General features: G+C 54.2%; 14 protein-coding genes and 1 pseudogene. 12 read left to right on the top strand and 3 right to left on the bottom strand.

Translation table 11 applies throughout. The features are described from left to right. Window positions 1-11: 11 nt before the first annotated feature. Entirely contained in the window at window positions 12-1430 is a 1419-nt protein-coding gene (locus ACQ76X_RS10300; RefSeq protein WP_438493498.1) for a PLP-dependent aminotransferase family protein, read from the bottom strand. A 105-nt stretch (window positions 1431-1535) separates the two neighbouring features. On the opposite strand from ACQ76X_RS10300, the gene ACQ76X_RS10295 reads away from it, so the two are divergent. From ACQ76X_RS10295 to clpB, 4 genes are all read left to right on the top strand, one after another. Beyond that, a complete protein-coding gene (locus tag ACQ76X_RS10295; RefSeq protein ID WP_438493496.1) occupies window positions 1536-2090 on the top strand; it encodes a GNAT family N-acetyltransferase in 555 nt (184 codons plus the stop codon). A gap of 198 nt (window positions 2091-2288) precedes the next feature. Further along, on the top strand, window positions 2289-2756 hold the full coding sequence (locus ACQ76X_RS10290; protein ID WP_076113911.1) for an Hsp20/alpha crystallin family protein: 468 nt from the start codon (window positions 2289-2291) through the stop codon (window positions 2754-2756). 402 nt (window positions 2757-3158) lie between these two features. Then, window positions 3159-4109 carry a DnaJ C-terminal domain-containing protein gene (locus ACQ76X_RS10285; protein WP_438493494.1) on the top strand — a complete coding sequence of 317 codons (951 nt, stop codon included), beginning with the start codon at window positions 3159-3161 and terminating at the stop codon, window positions 4107-4109. A 43-nt stretch (window positions 4110-4152) separates the two neighbouring features. Continuing rightward, on the top strand, window positions 4153-6795 hold the full coding sequence (gene clpB, locus ACQ76X_RS10280) for an ATP-dependent chaperone ClpB (protein WP_438493493.1): 2643 nt from the start codon (window positions 4153-4155) through the stop codon (window positions 6793-6795). A 552-nt stretch (window positions 6796-7347) separates the two neighbouring features. On the opposite strand, the pseudogene ACQ76X_RS10275 reads toward clpB, so the two are convergent. Together ACQ76X_RS10275 and ACQ76X_RS10270 are read right to left on the bottom strand one after the other, a co-directional pair. Continuing rightward, a pseudogene (locus tag ACQ76X_RS10275) lies at window positions 7348-7479 on the bottom strand (MFS transporter); the annotation flags it as partial. A 66-nt stretch (window positions 7480-7545) separates the two neighbouring features. Beyond that, a complete protein-coding gene (locus ACQ76X_RS10270) occupies window positions 7546-9543 on the bottom strand; it encodes a glycosyltransferase (protein WP_438493491.1) in 1998 nt (665 codons plus the stop codon). A gap of 232 nt (window positions 9544-9775) precedes the next feature. On the opposite strand from ACQ76X_RS10270, the gene ACQ76X_RS10265 reads away from it, so the two are divergent. The 8 genes from ACQ76X_RS10265 (at window position 9776) to ACQ76X_RS10230 (ending at window position 16506) form a co-directional block, all read left to right on the top strand. Then, window positions 9776-9988 (top strand): hypothetical protein, encoded by a 213-nt coding sequence (locus ACQ76X_RS10265; protein ID WP_438493489.1) that lies wholly within the window; start codon window positions 9776-9778, stop codon window positions 9986-9988. Further along, window positions 9985-10416 carry a peptidylprolyl isomerase gene (locus ACQ76X_RS10260; RefSeq protein ID WP_438493487.1) on the top strand — a complete coding sequence of 144 codons (432 nt, stop codon included), beginning with the start codon at window positions 9985-9987 and terminating at the stop codon, window positions 10414-10416. Before ACQ76X_RS10265 ends, ACQ76X_RS10260 begins: the two co-directional genes overlap by 4 nt. Before the next feature lie 137 nt (window positions 10417-10553). Continuing rightward, window positions 10554-12167: an ABC transporter substrate-binding protein gene (locus tag ACQ76X_RS10255; protein WP_341089283.1), complete on the top strand. Its 1614-nt coding sequence runs from the start codon at window positions 10554-10556 to the stop codon at window positions 12165-12167. Window positions 12168-12251: 84 nt separating this feature from the next. Beyond that, window positions 12252-13202, top strand: a complete 951-nt coding sequence (locus tag ACQ76X_RS10250; RefSeq protein ID WP_076114551.1) for an ABC transporter permease — start codon at window positions 12252-12254, stop codon at window positions 13200-13202. 4 nt (window positions 13203-13206) lie between these two features. Further along, window positions 13207-14052, top strand: a complete 846-nt coding sequence (locus ACQ76X_RS10245; protein WP_438493485.1) for an ABC transporter permease — start codon at window positions 13207-13209, stop codon at window positions 14050-14052. Between the two features lie 15 nt (window positions 14053-14067). Next, window positions 14068-15081, top strand: a complete 1014-nt coding sequence (locus ACQ76X_RS10240) for an ABC transporter ATP-binding protein (protein ID WP_438493484.1) — start codon at window positions 14068-14070, stop codon at window positions 15079-15081. After that, window positions 15078-15995, top strand: coding sequence for an ABC transporter ATP-binding protein (locus ACQ76X_RS10235; RefSeq protein ID WP_438493482.1), 918 nt, complete (start codon window positions 15078-15080; stop codon window positions 15993-15995). Before ACQ76X_RS10240 ends, ACQ76X_RS10235 begins: the two co-directional genes overlap by 4 nt. Before the next feature lie 73 nt (window positions 15996-16068). Next, on the top strand, window positions 16069-16506 hold the full coding sequence (locus tag ACQ76X_RS10230) for a hypothetical protein (RefSeq protein WP_438493480.1): 438 nt from the start codon (window positions 16069-16071) through the stop codon (window positions 16504-16506). Window positions 16507-16657: the final 151 nt, after the last annotated feature.

The raw sequence follows: 16657 nt of genomic DNA, 5'->3' as shown, positions 1-16657 counted from the left end.
TGAATACTTCGTTAAATCAAGGGCAGCCATACCTCAGCCAGACGGCGAATTCCCTCTTCGATCAGGTTTTCAGGGATGCCCCCGAATCCAAGGATAAACTCAGGGTCATCGTTTTCGGGCTGCTCCCACCAGGTATAAGACATCGGGGTAACCCGAATGCCGGCTTTTTCTGCCACACCCGCAAGCTGCCGTGCACTGCCGCCGGATTTCAGTGTAAGCAGAATGTGAAATCCGGCGTCCCTTCCGCTTACGGCTGCCCGGTCTCCGAAATAGCGCTGAATGGAGCGGAGGAGAAGGTCATGTTTTTTCTGGTAGAGCAGCCGCATTCTCCGCAGATGCTTCTCGAAATGCCCTCTTTCCATAAAATAATGCATGGCGATCTGATTCAGCCGGGAGGCTGAATGCTCCAGGTACAGCTCCCTCGCCAAATGGTGATACAGCGGCAGCAGTGCCTTCGGCAGAACCATGTAGTGAATGCTAAGGGCAGGGGCTACAGACTGCGCGAAGCTGCACATGTAGATTACGGGGCTGTCTTCCAGAAGTCCCTGCAGTGCGGGAATCGGCCTTCCGTGATAGCGGAACTCACCGTCGTAGTCGTCTTCAATGATTATGCTGTCCGTTGACCGGGCCCAGTCCAGCAAGGCGTGGCGTTTGGCGATCGGCAGGGTCATGCCTCTGGGGAACTGGTGGGAAGGCGAGATATACACGCTGCTGGCCCTGCTGGTATAGAGCTTCTCCACATCTATTCCATCTTCCTGTAAAGGAATGGGGATTATCTCAAATTCGTGCCTGCGGAATGCTGCCGGCAGCAGATGATAGCCCGGATCTTCAATGCCGAGCCGTTTGCTGCTGCCCCGCAGTATGAGGCAGAGCAGAGAACATAGCGTATATTGATCCCCGCCGATTACAACCTGCTCCGCCGTGCAGCGCAGCCCGCGGAATTGCCGCAAATGGGCGGCGATGCTCTCGCGGAGGGCAGGCTCACCCTGCGGGTCGCCATACTGCAGCAGATCAGGGTTGGCGAGCTGTTCCTGATAGAGGCTGCGCCATATTTTGTGGGGAAACAGGGAAAAGTCATTTTTCGACATATGGAAATCATAAGCATACAGCAGGGAGTCACGGGCTGTTATCGGGCGGCTGGGCAGCGGCGGAGCGCCTGCGGCGGCTGTCAGCCCGCTGAACATATGCATAGGCTGAACATAATAGCCGCTGCGCGGCTTGCTTGCGATGAAACCCTCGGACAGCAACTGCTGGTAGGCAAGCTCGACCGGTGTAGCGCTGAGGCTAAGCTGGGCGGCAAACACACGGATCGAAGGCAGACGGGTACCGGCCGGCAAGGAACCGCCGATGATTTCTTTTTTAAAATAATGATATAACTGAATATAGTAGGGAACTTCACGGTTCTCGCTGAGAGCGGGGACAAGCAGCATCGTATCCTCTCCATCTGTCCTTTGAAATTGAATGATTTTGTCTATTTAATAGTATACAGTCTTGCAATATCATAGAGCTACACTAAGAGACAGGAGTTGGCAGCAATGAACAAGCAGTCTGGGTTATTAAATGGAGACAAAGTGTATCTGCGTCCGCTTAACGGGGAAGACGCCGAACTGTACTACCACATGTTCTACGATAAGGAGACCCGCTACCTCACAGGCACCCAGAAGCATATCAACAAGGAACAGATCGCGGGGTATATTGAGCGAAAAGCCGGGGATGACAGCGCAGTGCTTCTGCTGATTGCCCTTCAGGAGAATGACGAGGTGATCGGCGACATTGCGATTCAGGATATCGACCGGAACAACCGGAATGCGAATCTGCGGATCGCCATCGGCGACGGGAAACATCAGGGACAGGGGTACGGCCGGGAGTCTCTGCTGCTCATGCTGGACTATGGCTTCGGGATTCTGAATTTGCACCGGATCGAACTGGAGGTCTTTAGCTACAACAGCCGTGCTATACATGTATATGAGAGCATCGGTTTTGTCCGGGAGGGCGTGCAGCGGGAGGCGCTTTTTTATAACCATGAATACCATGATGTGATCAAGATGGGCATGCTGGAGCAGGAGTACCGGGAGCGTTATTTACGATAAAGGTCAAATAAGGTCAAATCATTAAAAAAGCTAAAATTTGTAATATAAAATAAGCCGAAACGCCGGGATTTGCCGGATTTTCGGCTTATTCCGGTTTTGTCATCCAGCGGTAGCGGGACTATAATAAAGCCATAAGGTCAAATAAAGTCAAAGTCAAAATTGAGTTCAAAATTTAAGACATTGAGAGGAGAATGGATCATGTTTGATTTGGTGCCTTTTGGAAAACGCAGAGATGATGTGTTTGGTGTGCTGGCTAAGTCTTTAAACGAAGTGTTTAATGATGAATTTTTTGCCCCGATGACCGGCGCTGCCCAGTCCTTCCGGACGGATATCCGCGAGAGCGGTCAGGCCTATCTGATCGAGGCCGAGCTTCCCGGCTTCAAAAAAGAGGAAATCGACATTGATTATACCCGTCCTTATTTGACGATCAAAGCGGTACGCAAGGAAGAGAACGCTCAGGAGAACGAAGAACATCAGGTAGTGCGCAGAGAACGCCGCTACGGGGAGTATGTGCGCCGCTTCTATGTGCAGGATATTGCCGAAGATGAAATCCGGGCTTCCCTGAAAGACGGCATGCTGTCGCTGGAAGTACCGAAGCAGCAGAAATCTCAGGGCAAACGCATTGAGATCCAGGATAATGGTTCATCCGGGGAACAGCTTCAGTAACATATTCCAAGGCTATAACATCCGGGGGAAGCGGAGTGTCCTGCACGCGGATGGAAGGTGAAGTGAGACTTTCAAGCCTGGAGGAATGAGCTGTGTAAAAAGGGGTTCCGGGCAGGGCGGCCTATGCCGCATGCTCCTCTGATCCCTGCAGTTGCAGCGGCTTCACCGGGCTTTTCATATAGCAGTAACCATAGAAGGCGCATTGTAGTGGGATTTCCGGCTATGGTGCGTCTTTTCTGAGAGTATATCCCCCGTGGGTAGCAGCAGAGACAAGGTAAAGCAGCAGCACAGGGCTGCTCCGGCTGACGAATTACCAGTTGATGGGACGGGAAGAATATATTTAAGAATACAAGCGGAAAGCGCCGGAGGATGGGTGCAGTCAGCAGAAAGGAAGAGGTTCGATTGGCGGCAAAAAACTATTACGAGGCCTTGGGGGTAGGCAAGCAGGCTTCCAAGCAGGAGATTAAAAAAGCCTATCAAAAGCTCGCCAAAAAGTGGCATCCCGATGTTAATAAATCTCCTGGAGCGGATATGAAATTCAAGGAAGCGGCAGAAGCATACGAGGTGCTGGGCAACGAGGAAAAGCGCAAAGCCTACGATGAAGAGCTCCGCTACGGATTTGGCGGCGCAAATACGGGCGGCACGCAGCATTCGGGTTCCGGGAGCGGCGGTATTTCCGAAGAAGATTTGTTCGGCATGTTCTTCGGCAGCCGTGGTGCGGCGGACCGGGCCGGATTTGATTTCTTCTCCGGCAGCGGCGGTGCGCGGCAAGGCGGGGGAGGACCGTGGGGGCAAGCGCAGGGCACCATGCAGGCTCAGCTGGAGATTACGCTGGAGCAGGCTTACCAGGGCGGGAAAGTAAGGGTGCAGGTCGCTGGCAAAGACGTGAACGTCAGCATCCCGGCGCGGTCACCCGAAGGTACGGTCCTGCGGATTCCCGGCGGCGGGAATGCTGCTGCGCAGGGTGGGGATGTGCTGATTACGCTGCATATCCTGCCGCATGAGATTTACGAACCCGATGGCGGCGATCTGTATGGGACGGTGGAAATTGCCCCATGGCAAGCCGTGCTGGGCGGAGAAGCCAAAGTGCCGCTGCCCGATGGCAGCAGTGTCAAATTGAAGATCCCTGCCGGGATCACGGGCGGGAAAACACTGCGGATTTCGGGCAAGGGGCTGAAACGCCCGAACGGCACAAACGGTGACATCCTGTTCGCGATTGAGATTGTCATCCCGCCCGGAACTACGGAAGCGGAGAAGAACATTTACCGCCGTCTGGCCGAGGGTGCAAGCTTTCAGGCCGGAGCCAAACGCGAAGGCTCCAGAGCGCAGCGGCGCACAGCCGCCAGAGGGTAATTAGATATAGGAGCGATGAAGAAAGGGAAAGGTGATGAAGGAGATGGACTTCAACAAACTAACACAAAAACTGCAGGAAGCCGTTGCAGCCGCACAATCGCTGGCGGGTGCGGGCGGACATCAGGAGATCGATAACCTCCACCTGCTTAAGGCGCTGCTCCAGCAGCAGGATGGACTGCTGCCGCGGCTGCTGCAGAAGATGAATATTCCCGCTGCCGAGCTGCTGCAGGGTACGGATGAGCTGCTTCAGCGGAAGCCCAGTGTCAGCGGATCGGGTGCCGGCACGATGCGGCGGTATGCTTCGCCATCGCTGATTGCCGTACTGGAGCAGGCCGAGAAGGAAGCGGCAGGGATGCAGGATGAGTTCGTTGCCGTAGAGCATGCCGTACTGGCTATGGTGTCTGTTTCCGGCAGCGAAAACCGCGAGCTGCGCGAACTGTTTGCCAGCCGGGGGATTACACGCGACAAGCTGCTGGCTGTGCTTGCAGATATCCGCGGGCACCAGCGGGTGACGAGCCGGGAGCCGGAAGCCACCTACGAGGTGTTGGAGAAATACGGCCGCGATCTGGTGGCCGAAGTGCGGGCCGGCAAGATTGATCCCGTCATTGGACGTGACGGGGAGATTCGCCGGATCATCCGCATCCTCTCCCGCAAAACCAAAAACAACCCGGTGCTGATCGGGGAGCCGGGCGTAGGGAAGACGGCCATCGTCGAAGGGCTGGCTCACCGGATCGTCCGCAAGGATGTGCCGGAGGGACTGAAGGACAAGACGATTTTTTCGCTCGATATGAGTGCGCTGGTCGCCGGAGCCAAATACCGCGGGGAATTCGAGGAGCGACTGCAGGCGGTTCTGAAGGAGATACGCGAGAGCAACGGGCGGATCATTCTCTTCATTGATGAGCTGCATACGATTGTCGGAGCAGGCAAAACCGAAGGAGCGATGGACGCCGGCAACATGCTGAAGCCGATGCTGGCCCGCGGCGAGCTGCACTGTATCGGGGCGACAACGCTGGATGAGTACCGCAAGTATATTGAGAAGGACCCGGCGCTGGAGCGCCGTTTCCAGCAGGTGCTGGTCAGTGAGCCGGATGTGGAGGACACGATTTCCATTCTGCGCGGGCTGAAGGAACGTTTTGAGGTGCATCACGGGGTCAAAATCCATGACAGCGCACTTGTAGCAGCGGGCGTGCTGTCGAACCGCTATATCACGGACCGGTTCCTCCCGGATAAGGCGATTGATCTGGTGGATGAGGCCTGTGCAATGATCCGCACGGAGATTGACTCCATGCCGGGTGAAATGGATGAGGTGACCCGCCGCCTGATGCAGATGGAGATTGAAGAAGCCGCGCTGAAGAAGGAAACTGACGATGCCAGCAAGCGCAGACTGGAATCCTTGCAGCGTGAATTGGCCGACCTTAAGGAGAAGCATCTCGGGATGACCGCGCGCTGGGAAAAGGAAAAGTCAGCTATTCAAGGCATCCGTGAGCTGAAGAAAAAATTGGAGCAGGCGCGCAAGGACCTGGTGGATGCGCAGGAAATCTACGACCTCAACAAATCGGCGGAGCTGAGCTACGGCATCATCCCGGATCTGGAGCGGCAGGTGAAGGCTGCGGAGGAAGCGGCGCAGCAAGATCAGGAGACCCGGTTGCTCCGCGAGGCCGTGACAGAGGAAGAAATCGCGGATATTGTCTCCCGCTGGACAGGAGTTCCCGTGAGCAAATTGGTAGAAGGCGAGCGGGATAAGCTGCTGCGGCTGGAGGATACGCTGCATGAACGGGTTGTCGGGCAGGAGGAGGCGGTCCGGCTGGTAGCAGATGCCGTGCTCCGGGCCCGGGCAGGCATCAAAGATCCGAACCGGCCCATCGGCTCCTTCCTGTTCCTCGGGCCGACCGGTGTTGGCAAAACCGAGCTGGCAAAGGCGCTGGCCGTATCGCTGTTCGACCGTGAAGACGGCATGATCCGCATTGATATGTCGGAGTACATGGAGAAGCACAGCGTCTCGCGCCTCGTCGGTGCGCCTCCGGGATATGTCGGCTATGAGGAAGGCGGCCAGCTTACCGAAGCGGTGCGCCGTCAGCCCTACACGGTTGTCCTTCTGGACGAGGTGGAGAAGGCCCATCCCGATGTGTTCAACATCCTGCTGCAGCTGCTGGATGACGGGCGGCTGACCGACTCGCAGGGCCGGATCGTCGACTTCAAAAATTCGATTATCATTATGACCTCGAATATCGGCTCGCCGCATCTGGTCCAGGGCACCGATGATAACGGGGAGCTCACGCAGGCGGTCAAGGACAGAGTCATGAAGGAACTGAGCGGGCATTTCCGTCCCGAGTTCCTGAACCGGGTTGACGATATCGTAATGTTCAAGCCGCTGACATTGGCTGAAATTGAGCAGATCGTTGTCAAGCTGGTCGACGGCTTGCGTCTGCGTCTGAGCGACCGGGGAGTTGGCCTTAAGCTAAGCGAGGCGGCGGTGCGGTTCATCGCCAAGGAGGGTTTTGATCCGGTGTACGGAGCAAGACCGCTCAAACGGTTCATCCAGCGCAGTCTGGAGACACCTGTTGCGCGCGCCCTCATTGCCGGGGAGGCACCGGAGGGAGCCGTTCTGGAGGTTCACCATGCGGGCGGTGAGCTGGAAGTTTCCATTGCCAAGCCGGAGCCGGCGGAGAAAATAAGCACGGTGTGAGAAGCTGGCAGATAAGTTGTGTCTGGCAGATAGCTGCACTTCGTACAACTAAATGGACCCGTTATCCATGCGGAGGAGGTTTAATTGTATTTCGTGCAGCTATTTTTTTGATTTCCCGGCAATTTAGCCTTATGACGGCTTTTTAATTGCAGGAACTGCAACTATAAGCCGATTCTGGCCTTTTTGGCTGGGAATAGTTGCACGAAATACAGCTATAGATCTGGAATTGAAATTCTGTACTCCGCAATTCCGCAATCAATCTACTTACGCCAGGTATCCATTTATGCACTTGGTAAAGCAAAGTAACTGGTGCAGATTAAGGGTATCTACTGCTATCTGCTGCTATCTAACGCTATCTGCTGCATCAAATTGTCCAAGTCCGGCACAAAAAGAGCGTCCACCAGCTATGTATGGCCGATGGACGCTCTTTTTGTGCTATTGGAAGTGTATAGGCTAATGGTGCAGCTTTCAACTAAAAATGCTCTTTACTCAAGAAAACTGAGGGCAACAGCGCCCTAGAGCAGTTGACCGCGTTTCTTAAAATGGCGGTAGAGCAATCAGCGGTGCTACTGTCGAGCTGAGGCCGTAGAAGAAATGGGACAGATTCATCATCGTGCCCGAAACGGCCATCGAGTCGAAGATCAGAAAGCCGGCGAACGCGGTCAGCAGCTGCAGAATATAGTTTGGTTTAGTTGATGCATGCAGTAAAATTTGCACAAAAAACCGCATAGGGTCCACTATAACTACCACTCACTCTATCCAAGGAACCAAATGGGGGTGCTGTTCAAGAATGGAGGCATATTGCTCTTTCCAACCGTATATTCCATCCGGATCAAGCAGCATATAGCGCAAATATTTATCCAGCCGGAATTCTGGCCGGGACCAGCCGAGATGCTTAAGCCGCAGATTGCTTAATTGATGGGGCAGCTCAAAAATATTCTCCGGCAGCCGTCCGCAATGCTGCGGCGATTCATTCCAGATGTAGGGGAAACCCTCACGGTAGCGGAGCAGAAACGGACGATAGCTGTGGTGGGAACGCCAATACCTGTCTTCACGGTAATGATGATCATCCCAGAAATCAAAGAGGCGGAAGCAGAACAGGTCGCAAGCATCCTCCCGCAGCAGGGCGTCGATGTCCCCGGCAAACCTTTCCTCAAAAATCTCATCCGCATCCAGGCTCAGGATCCACTCCGGCCCACTCTTAACAACCTCATCCCACTGCTGCTTGCGCAGCTCGGCTTCATTACTGAACTTGGAGACGGTGTTGTGTATAAGACGGAGCGGAATGCCCTGAAGGGCTTCCCGGCAAATGTCAGCCGTATTATCCGTGCTGCCATCGTCAATAATGACGGCTTCGTCGATGTACTTGCGGTGTTCCTGCAGAATCTGCCGCAGGAAGCGCTGGCTCTCATTCTTGACGACCATCGTCAGAGTTAGCTTTGGTCGTCTGGCAGCCGGAGAAGCAGTGGCAGCAGACGCCGACGGGACGGCATTGACGGTGCGATCCGCCGCCTCAGCGGGTTCATCTCCTTGCAGCGCCGGCAGGTCTTTGCTCAGGCGTACCTTCGCCTCAGTAGCTGTCCACGGGGCAGAGTGGTGCTGTGAATCCTGCTGCGACTCCTGTTGAACTGAGGGTTCCCCGGATCCCGCTTCCGGTTCTGCGGGCTCTGCGGCTTTTGTAGATGGGCCAGCCACCGCCTCCGACTTTTCTACAGCTCCCGGTGCCGCAGAACCCGCCGTTTCTTCTGCGACTCCTGGAACCGCCTCCGCCTCCGTTTCCGTTCGTTGTATGTCTCCCGGTGCCGCAGACCCCTCAGTTTCTTCTACGACTCCCGGTGCAGCGGCAGCTTTTATTTCATGTGCGCCTCCCATCGTTCCCGCCGTATCCGCTGCATCTGCCCCGTCATCCGTCCCGTCCACAGCTGCTTCCGGAGCGGGTGACGTCAGCCGGATATAATCATCCACCTTGCTAAGGTCGCTGTCCCTGTAGAGATGCAGCGCAGGATAGTGGGTGTCGACATACAGCGGAATGCCCAGAGCGGCGGCACGGATGCAGAAATGGCGGTCTTCGCCCCAGTAGGAGATATTCCGGATCACATCATAGCTTACCCCGGACTCGATAGCCCGGCGGCTAATCAGCGTGCAGGCGCCAAGTCCGCCAACCTCATAGATTCCCGGCTGCTGCAGCTTGGCCAGAAAGGCGTGAAATCTGTGGTTGATCTCCTCGTGGGTAAGCTTTTCACCCGGAAGTGCCTCCCACTGGTTGTACTCGTCATGCATCCAGACCTGCGGCTGCAGCATCGTATTTGGCTGCCATTGCGTCCAGAAGACTTCCGAGATAATGTCTTTTTGCGTCTGGATCAGGTGGAGTAAAGTGTCTGGATGCAAGATCAAATCCGAATCGATCAGGAACAGATAATCATAGCCGAAGGCTTCAGCCCGCCGGATCATCAGGTTCTTGAAGCCAGCCACCTTCCAGACCAAGCCCGAATTCCAGAAATGGGTATGGTCATCCCGGACATAGGTATCGCGGAAGCCGGAGGACTGCAGGAATACATTATTGGCGCTTTTGGAGAATTCCTGCAGCAGCGAACTGGACGCTTCATCCTCATTGTCATCAATGAAGTAGAAATCCAGCACAACCCCGTCAAGCCGCAGGCGCAGCAGTGAATTTAGAAATTGGTGCAGGATCAGCGGTTTTTGGTGGATCGGGCTGCCGAGCAGTATGCGTGTCTGGGGTCCGCTCATAGCTTTCCATTCCAGTACAGGGTCATCATTAATAGAACATCCCCTTGGATTTACAAATAGATGATTTAGATTATATGTATTCAATATATTTAGAGAGGTACTAGACTAACCCTTATTTTTTATAGGGGGTGGGAATTTATGGATTGGTGTCTGGAGACGGCCTGTTGTACAATACCGCTTAAAGACTGCAACGGGCAGTCGGTAGGCTGACGGGAGGAGTGGCACTATCGCTATGGATAAATCACCGCTGAAAGTACAACAGCTGATCAATCTGCTGCTGGCAATGAATCCGCGTGCCGAGGTGTTCTGGCATGATGCGGAGGGGAACTACCGTCCGCTGCGGGACGAGGATGTACAGGAGATCTATGCGCCGGAGGAAGCTGCCAAGACGGTTGCCCATATTGGCGGCCCTTATAGAAATGAAGAGCCGGAGGGGAGACCATGAAGCAGGCATCCATCAGACTGGAGCAAGGACAGGTTATTGAGCTTGAGCTTCATGAGCAGGAAGCCCCGGGTACTGTAGCCAATTTCGAAAAGCTGGCGAACAGCGGCTTCTATAACGGCCTGACTTTTCAGCGTGTAGTCCGCGGGTTCGTAGCTCAGGGCGGGTGTCCCGAAGGCACGGGGCGTGGAGGCACCGATAAAATCCCCTGTGAAACGCAGAATAATCCCCATAAGCATGTGCGCGGCGCCTTGTCGATGGCTCATTTCGGGCCTAATACCGGCAGCTGCCAGTTTTTTATCTGCTATGATACATTTGATTATTTAGATCCCTGGCATACGGTGTTCGGAAGAGTCACGGCAGGAATGGAGCATGTGGACGCCTTGAAGCGCGGGGACGTCATGTTAGAGGTTAAGGTGTGGAATCGTTAGACGCCCTACCCTTCTTTACAGGCGATTCCCTCGAACTCCCATTATTGTGAAATTGCATCCATTGTAATCCCTAGTATTCCGATATATAATTCATAACAGAACGAGTGAAGTTGCTCATAGACATGGAGGAGAAACAAATGCGTAGAGGATTATCAGGGGTTATTGTTCTAATATTGTTAACGGTTATGATCAGTGCGTGCTCCGGGGGGAATAACGCAGCATCGACAAATGCAAGCCAGTCACCGGACGCCTCGCAGCAGCCTGCGGCAGGTGAGCCCAAAGACGGCGGTAACTTGATTATCGGGGTGGCTTCCGACCCGGTAGTGCTTAATCCGAACTATGCAGGTGACCGGGTCAGCCTGACGATTGACCAGGCGCTGTATGCCCCGTTGTTCCAGGTTAATAACGGAGAGAAAACATTTTATCTGGCGGACAGCCTTACGCCTTCGGCCGATAATCTTACTTATACACTGAAGCTGAAAAGCGGGCTCACCTGGCATGACGGAGAGAAGCTGACAGCAGACGACGTAGTGTTTACCATTGACAGCATTTTGGATGAGGCACAGAACAGCTTCCTCAGAGCCAGCTTTGTCATCGGCGACAAGCCGGTCAAAGCGGTGAAAGTGGATGATGTGACTGTAGAATTCCAGCTGCCGCAAGTCAGCCCGGCTTTCGAAGCTGCACTGGTGCAGGTGTTCCCGATTCCAAAGCATATCTTTGAGAATGAAACTGATCTGGAGAAAAGCACCAAAAATGCCTCTCCTGTAGGTTCGGGCCCATTCAAGTTCAAAGAATATAAAGCCGGTGAGTATCTTACACTGGAAAGATTCGATAACTACTTCGGCGGTAAGCCGCACCTGGATTCCGTAACTTACCGGATTGCCAAGGATACGAACGCTGCCAACCTTGCCCTGCAGAATGGCGAGATCAACGTGCAGTACCTGGATCCAAAGGATGTAGCGACTATCCAGGCTACAAATAATTTTCAGATCTTGCCTTACAGTGAAGGCCGCCTGGCTTATCTGATGTTCAATGCCAACAGCGACACAGGTGTTCTGGCTAAAAAAGAAGTACGTCAAGCTTTGTCCCTGGCGCTTAGCCGTGATGAACTGATTCAAACGGCATACACTTCCAGTGAATATGCCGATCCGGCGAAGTCATTCCTGACTCCGGACGCGCTGTACTTCACCAATGACGTGACTACGTATGACAATGATGTCGCCAAAGCAAAGGAACTGCTGGAAGCGGCTGGGGTCAGCAACCTCAAGCTGAGATATATTGTGCAAAGCGGCAACAAAACACAGGAAGCCATCTCCCTGTATGTACAGCAGAAGCTTAAAGCGGTCGGCGTAGAGGTTGAACTGCAGAATATGGATTCCTCAGCCTGGGTGCAGAAGTTTATTGACCTGAAGGCTAAGGACTACGAGCTGGCATTGACCGGATATATCATGGGATATGATCCCGATGCTTACCGCATCCTGTTCACTTCGGGCGCTTCCTCCAACTATTCACATTATGCGAATCCAGAGGTTGACCAGTTGCTGAAGGATGGAGCCGGCGAGGCTGACACAGCCAAACGCGGCGAGATCTACAAGAAAGCACAGCAAATTGTTGCTGAGGATGCACCGATCTACCCAATCGCTTATACTAAAACTGTCGTAGCCGTGTCCAACGCCTATGGCGGAATTGAAGAAGCTGTTCTGAAGCCTGTCGTTATTTTCGAAGATTTGTCCAAAATCTATTTGAAATAAAGCGCAGCGAAAAATAAGTACGGCAAAAAATAAGCTGGACATCCAGCTTATTTTTTGCTGATCAAGAGCTGGGAGAATATGCGTATGAGACAACTCATTTTTCGTAGACTGCTGCAAACGATCCCGATGTTGTTCTTCGTGTCGGTTGTCTGCTTTACGATGATCAAGCTGGCTCCGGGAGATCCGGTGCTGTCCTTTGTAACACCGAATATGCATGCCGATGATATCGAGCGCATCCGCCATAACCTGGGGCTGGATAAGCCGGCGTATATTCAATATTTTATCTGGATCAAAGAAATCGCCCAGGGCGACTTCGGGTATTCCCTGGTCAACCATCAGCCGGTATTGGATCAAATTCTGGACCGTTTGCCGGCGACAGCCGGACTCATGGGCAGTGCGATCCTGCTTGCGGTACTGCTGGCGATTCCCCTTGGCCTGATTGCCGGTGCGAACCGCAACCGCTGGGCCGACAAGCTGATTAATTTTATCTCCTACATCGGGATTTCGGTGCCATTATTCTGGCTGGCTATTTTGCTAATGTACTTATTTGCCATTAAACTGCATCTGCTGCCGAGTATGGGGATGCGTACGATTGGCGTGGAATCGGCGGTTGATGTGCTGAAGCACGGGATTTTGCCCTGCTCTGTTCTGGCTTTTGGTTTTCTCGCCACATATGTGCGCTACATCCGCTCCAGCACCATCGGACAGCTGAAAGAGGAATATGTGCAGATTCAGTATGCTTTTGGCTCGAAGAAGTCGACGATACTGTTCCGTCATGTCATGAAGCATGTGCTGCTGCCCGTAATTACGCTCCTTGGCATGTCCATGGGCGATCTGGTGGCGGGTGCCATCGTGACAGAAACGGTATTTTCCTGGCCGGGCATCGGGTCGCTGGGAATGACGGCAGTCAAGGGAATGGATTACCCGGTCATTATGGGGATCACGCTGTTCTCTTCCCTGATGCTGATTATCGGCAATCTGGTGGCGGATATTCTCTACAGCTTCGTAGATCCGAGAATTAAATTAAAGGGGTGACCTCATGAATCGCAGTAAATGGAAAAATCTAAAATCAGAGCTGTTTACGAACGGTCTGGGTGTCGCCGCTCTCGTAATATTGATTGTATTTACCCTTGGAGCCATTTTTGCCTTCCTGTCCGGCTATGATCCCAATGCAATGGATGCGATGGCGAGACTAACTCCGCCGGGGGCCGCCCATTGGTTTGGAACGGATGATTACGGACGGGATTATCTGGCCAGAGCGTTGTACGGCGGCCGCGTGTCCCTGCTGGTTGGCTTCGCCTCGATGGTTGTGGCAACCGTCATTGGGGTAACAGTGGGCGTAATCAGCGGCTATTTCGGCGGCTGGCTGGATAATCTCCTGATGCGTATGCTGGACGTTATCATGTCGATTCCTTCCTTCCTGATTCTGCTGCTGCTCAGCGTGTTTCTGAAACCAAGCGTCGGCAATATTATCATCATTATTGCGCTGCTGATGTGGATGAATGTAGCCCGGGTTATCCGCGCGGAGGCTATGACGATCAAGGAACGCGAATATGTGCTGTACGCCAAGGCATCGGGACAAAGCGCCACAGGCATTATCTGGCGCCACATTCTTCCCGGTCTGGTGCCGGTCATTATTGTAGGGGCAACGAACAACATTGCTTCGGCCATTATGATGGAATCCTCGCTGAGCTTTCTCGGCTTCGGCGTACAGCCGCCGAATGCCACCTGGGGCAGCATGCTGAACAGCGCGCAGGGCTATATTGCTCAGGCGCCTTACTTGGCGCTGTTTCCCGGGCTGATGATTTTGTTAACCGTACTGAGCTTTAATGTGCTGGGTGATATTTTGCGGGTTGGCTTTGAACCAAAGCTGATCCGGAGATAGGAGAGTGAAGACATCATGACGCAGAGGCTGCTGTCTGTTGAGGATTTGCAAGTATCGTTCTCTACCCGCGATGGGGAGAACCAGGCGGTCCGGGGAGTCAGCTTTCATATAGATGCCGGTGAAACTGTGGGAATCGTCGGGGAATCCGGCAGTGGTAAAAGTGTCACGGCCAAGGCGATTATGTCCTTGATTACGTCTCCGGGCCGCATCACCGCCGGAAATATTGAGTTCCGCGGCGAGAGTCTGAACGGGCTCTCGGAGAAGCAGTGGCGCAAGCTGCGCGGCAACCGGATCGCCATGGTCTTTCAGGACCCGATGACCTCGCTGAATCCGGTCAAGCGAATCGGGCAGCAATTAACGGAAGTGATCCGCAGACACCGCGGATTGAATAAAGAAGCGGCTTATGCCGAAGCGGCGGACATGCTGCGCCAAGTGGGCATTCGTGATCCGGAGCAGCGGCTGAAGCAGTATCCGCATGAATTCAGCGGAGGAATGCGGCAGCGGGTGATGATCGCCATGGCGCTCTCCTGCCAGCCGGAGCTGCTGATTGCCGACGAGCCGACAACCGCGCTGGATGCAACGATCCAGGCGCAGATTCTTGACCTGTTTAAAGAGCTGAAGGGAAGATCGGAGACCGCTGTCGCGCTAATCACCCATGATCTCGGTGTGGTGGCGCAGGTCTGCACCCGGGTAATCGTGATGTACGGCGGGCTTATTATGGAGGAGGGGACGGTCCAGGATATCTTCTACCGCCCCCAGCATCCCTATACCCAGGGCCTGCTGCGCTCGATTCCGAAACGTGGCGGCGGCTCGCGCGAGCGGCTTATTCCGATTGAGGGTACGCCGCCGGATCTGCTGGATCCGCCGCCGGGCTGCCCGTTTATGGAACGCTGCCCGCATGCCTTTGCCCGCTGCAGCGAGCGGCCTCCGGTAACCGAGCTGTCTCCGGGCCACCGCTCAATGTGCTGGCTGGCCGAAGGCGCGCCAGAAGCTGCTGCAGTTCGTGCGGAAGGAGGGGAAGCCCTGTGAGTAAAAGCGATGTGCTGGTGGATGTGAACAATCTCAAGAAGCATTTCTCCAAAGGCAAAGATATGCGCGGACGGGACACCGCCGTGCTGAAAGCAGTCGACGGCGTCAGCTTCCAAATCCGCCGGGGCGAAACCTTCGGACTGGTCGGAGAATCGGGCAGCGGAAAGTCGACGGTAGGACGCTGCCTGCTCCGGCTATACGATTATACAGGCGGTGAGGTGTCATTTGACGGCCAGTCGCTCGGCTCTCTTAGCGAGAAGCAGCTGAAGCCTTTCCGCAGACGGATTCAGTCGATTTTTCAGGATCCGTATTCCTCGTTGAATCCCAGTCTGAATGTGCTGGAGTTAATCAGTGAGCCGATGAAAATCCATGGCGTGCACCAGGGGGAAGAGCGCAAAGAAGCGGTGGCTTCCCTGCTGGAGAAGGTAGGACTCAAGAGAGAGCATCTGTACCGCTTCCCTCATGAGTTCAGCGGCGGCCAGCGCCAGCGGATTTCCATCGCCAGAGCGCTTTCCGTGCGCCCTGAATTTGTCGTCTGTGACGAGCCGATTTCGGCGCTCGACGTCTCCGTCCAAGCTCAAGTCGTCAATATGCTGGAGGATTTGCAGTCCGAATTCGGACTGACGTATCTCTTCATCGCCCATGATCTGTCAATGGTCCGGCATATTTCCGACCGGATCGGCGTCATGTACGGCGGACGCCTTGTAGAGGTTGCGGAGAGCGATGAGCTGTACGACAACCCAATTCATCCGTATACGAAAGCGTTGCTGTCTTCCATTCTGGAGACAGACCCAATGAAGGTGAATCAGAGAATTCATCTCGACGGCTTCTCTGTCTCGCGCGGCGAGGGCGAAGCCGTCAAGCTGCAGGAAGTGAGCCCAGGCCACTTTGTGGCCTACGACTTCGCGGAATAAAGGACAGCTGTGCTATGATTTGAAATAAGGATAGGCTGAGTTAATGGTGTTATTACTGGAGGGAGGTCATACAATGACAGAAACATCGGGCAAAGTTAAATTATCGCAATGGGATGCGCTGCTGCTGGAATCGCTGCGGTCCTTGGGGTGGGAGAGCGGGCAACTGCTCGGAATAACCTCCGGGGGAGAGCTGCCGGTGGACGAGAGTGAATTCCATTTTGACTATCAGCAATTGGCAGCATTCGCTGCGGAGCAGCCGGAGGAGTACCGCCGCGCGGTAACGGATGGCTACCAGATCAAGTACAATACCATTCGCGGGATCCGCAGCTGGATTGCTGTAGCCCTCGGCAAAGAGGGGCAGCTGGAGCTGGAGGAAGGCAAGGAAGCGGTGGAGGTGGCTCTGACGGACGCTGAGAAAAGCCGTCTGGAAGCGGTGCTCTCCTTCGGATGGCATATTATTTCAGGACAGGCTGAGGCCGGAGTATACCGGATCGAGCCGATCCAGCGGTAAACGGGGTACAAGGCATTTATAAAGTTCTATCGACATCAGAGAAGATTGTGCCTGGCGCTCTGCCGGGGCAATCTTTTTTTATTGAAATATTAGAATTTATATGTGAACTTATAAGGTAGACATAAGAATTTTGCTGGTGTGAAATAGAAAC

The organism is Paenibacillus sp. IHBB 3054 (assembly GCF_051594305.1).
Classification (GTDB): domain Bacteria; phylum Bacillota; class Bacilli; order Paenibacillales; family Paenibacillaceae; genus Paenibacillus_AQ.
This window is presented reverse-complemented; position numbering and strand designations above follow the sequence as displayed.